At 47.3% G+C, this 3,067-nt stretch carries 3 protein-coding genes; 1 reads left to right on the forward strand and 2 read right to left on the reverse strand.

Features of this window, described 5'->3' with window-relative positions; genetic code table 11:
* Together GF401_02625 and GF401_02630 are read right to left on the reverse strand one after the other, a co-directional pair.
* Positions 1–1,811, reverse strand: a 1,811-nt coding sequence (locus GF401_02625; GenBank protein MBD3343941.1) for a hypothetical protein, incomplete at its 3' end; no start/stop codon positions are given.
* A gap of 3 nt (positions 1,812–1,814) precedes the next feature.
* Entirely contained in the window at positions 1,815–2,570 is a 756-nt protein-coding gene (locus tag GF401_02630; GenBank protein ID MBD3343942.1) for a DUF1573 domain-containing protein, read from the reverse strand.
* 292 nt (positions 2,571–2,862) lie between these two features.
* Between GF401_02630 and GF401_02635 the strand changes: the two genes are divergently transcribed.
* On the forward strand, positions 2,863–3,067 hold a 205-nt coding region (locus GF401_02635), incomplete at its 3' end, for a hypothetical protein (GenBank protein MBD3343943.1).

The raw sequence follows: 3,067 nt of genomic DNA on the forward strand, positions 1-3,067 counted from the left end.
GGAGGTAACAGGCCCTGTTCGTATTCAATATATTTAATTGCATATCGTTCCCCGAACAGTCGTTGCGAAGGGGAGCCGAAATGAACGCCGTCAATTGCGGTCAGATTTCCGGAAGATACAAAGGCGGCCTTGGGGATTGAATCGCCGAATGTGGCGATAGTGCTGTTTATCTCGTCAAAAACAGGGGTCTGGTATACCTGACCTGCAATGAACGGCAGGTCGGGAATGCCAAGATCGGCACGCAAATCGGATACCATGGCACGAATGTTTTCAAGGTGCTGATTTTCGGTTCCGGCAAACGCATCGGCCTCACCCTGGTGCCAGATGACACCTTTGATAATCCCGCATTCCATTGCGGCCAGTGCGCGCACTATTGTCGAATCGTAGTATGGTGTGCCTCTCTGCCATTCGCTGCTGTGTGAGCCGCCTTTGGCATTGAGAATCAAACCGATTTTGACACTTGTGTTGCGTTCAGACAGATAATTTGCGAACGACCAGGCCGGTCCGATATAAGGGCCGGTGCCTACGTTGTTGTCATACATGGTTGCATATTTGTTAAGCGGGTTGGAGGCCGTTTCCCAGTTTCTTTCATCGTCAAGCAACAGGATCCTGCTGTTGAGTATGGTATCCTCGGCTTCAATCGGACCCCTGCCGGCCATGTTGGACTGGCCGATACAGATGAATATCCAGAAAAATGATTCATTGATCAAATAAGGGCATCCGAACGTGGCCGGCGGTCTTTCAAGGGCGCCAAAGGAATACCAGTTTCCCGGTGATAATTGGTTTGCGAAGTAAAATGCCCGCTCGTCGGCCTCAAGAGCTTTGCCGATGATACGAACTTCATCTATTCTGCCTTCGGCCCAGGCGCTTTCGATATAGCGGCCTATCATGACGCTGGAAGCCTGGTTCTCCATTGCAGCAAATACTCCGGAAGAATCATTTGAATCGTCTACGCGTGTATTATTGACATATACTTCGGTTTTTTGTAAAACGCTGTCGGTCGGCCCGTAATGGACAGCGCAGACCCATGACCATTCGCCTTCAGCGGTTTCCTGCGTTGCGCTTGAGTAACGCGAACGATACGGTTGTGGAGAACCGCCGTCGTAAAGCGCAGCCAGAATCCGCTTTTGAGAATTCAGTCGCAAACAATACTCTCTGTCCAGTGATGTCATTCCTTTGGAAATGATTGGAAACGAAGCTGCGTTATTCATGTTGATCCAGGCACTCAGGGTAAACGGCGTATGCGAGGAACCGTCCCCGAAAGAAAGTGAATCATTATCCGGGACCTCCACATGTGAACTTGCGCTGAATGCGTAGCACCCGCCGAATTTACCCTCTGTAAATTGCGGCGCCGATTGCTGGACGCCGTGATGAAATCCGGCTGCATCCTCCGCATTGTTTTCAAAATGATAGACCGCACGATGTGATCTACTGTGCCAGACAGCATCATTCGCAGCAGTTTCCGTGTGGGAGGGGTTGCCAAAATAGCAGTATACCGTCTGGCCAAGATTGTGATACAACGGAATATTGATCCAGAATTCGCAACGCGCGGAGTCTTTGTTATACATGACCCGTTCGGCCTGAAGCTTGTATCCTGAAGGCGTGACGAAAATGATATCGCTGCCGTCGCTTTTGGCATATTCATAAACCGATGGATGCAGATTTTCCGAAACGACTATCGGCATATACGACATCGTTGATGTGGTGACAGGAAGATACAACGGGATGCGATAGCCCCAGTCGGTGTTATACCATTCTGCAAACAACAGACACCGCAATGTTACTAATAGCACGATGCTTCGCCGTATCATTGTTTATTTCCCCGCCCCGGAAGACTTTTCGATCGTTGAATCATCCTGGATTTCGAGACGCCCCATCCATCCCTTCAACAAAATGAGGGTATCATGCGGGTGGTTTGTTGTAATGAGAAATTCACCGTCGATCAATTCGGAATGCCTGATAAAAATGGTGAGATCGTAATGCCGGTAGCCGTTCGTATCGACAGCGCCTGTTTGACGCCAATCGAAGGGTATTCCACGGATTGTATCGAATGTGTCTGTCTGCCCGATATACGCAAAATCAACATTCATGAGCTGCAGGTCATTTTTGCGGCTGGTTACTGCAACCTGCATCGAATCTTTGTCAGGCTGTCCGGGTTTCAGCTCGGCGAATACGGGCGGATGCAGTAAAAGCGAAATATGAGCGGCAACGAATCGATTATCCGGGTCGCTTGATTCGATGTGAATGACGTAAAAACCGCGGCCATAGCTTTTGGCATCGGTAATGGTCAATTCCGCCGTGATGGTTCCCGTGTCGCCGGGATTGACAATTGAATCCGCTTCGGTGATTTTCAGGCAACTGCAGGATGATTTGATACTATGGATATCAAGAGTTCCTGTCCCTTTGTTAACTACCGGAATTTTGTACATAACACGGTTTACAGTGTCTTTTTCGATAACGCCGGCGTTCGATTCAGGTTCAGGGAGATGTATCCGCGACACGGATTCGGGTTTGCAATACGATAAGACACACACCAAGAAAAGAGCGAAAATTAGGATATTTTTAATCATATATATGGCTGTAGCTGATCTGGTTATAATTTCTGATATTTTCAAGAAAGTATTCGAAATAAACTAAATTTTCCCTGTTTAATTAATGTTAGCTCTCCGCTAGTGCTGTGTGATCACACATTTCTCCCGGCATTTTTTACCCGGTTTTACTCTGAATGCTCTTGCATACACGCAGCATTCCTGATGGATAGTTACTCAGTTTCGACATTTATATATAATTCAAATTATTTGCTAATTTCAGCAAAATAATCATAATGCAATTTATTACGATTAAACTGAACAGGAGGGAATGATGAAAAAGACAGTCATCGTTTCTGCGCTTATTCAGATTGCGCTCATTGTTGCGGCGCTTAATGGCTATCCGATAATTATGCCTTCAGGAATTATCACCGACACTTCAATTAACGCCGGTGATACGGTGCTCCTGGCCGCAGATTCAAACTATATCCTTTCAGGGATGGTTTGGGTCGAGAGTGGTGCGGTAGTGATTATTGAAC

The sequence above is a fragment of the Chitinivibrionales bacterium genome (genome assembly GCA_014728215.1).
In the GTDB taxonomy this organism is placed as follows: Bacteria; Fibrobacterota; Chitinivibrionia; order Chitinivibrionales; family WJKA01; genus WJKA01.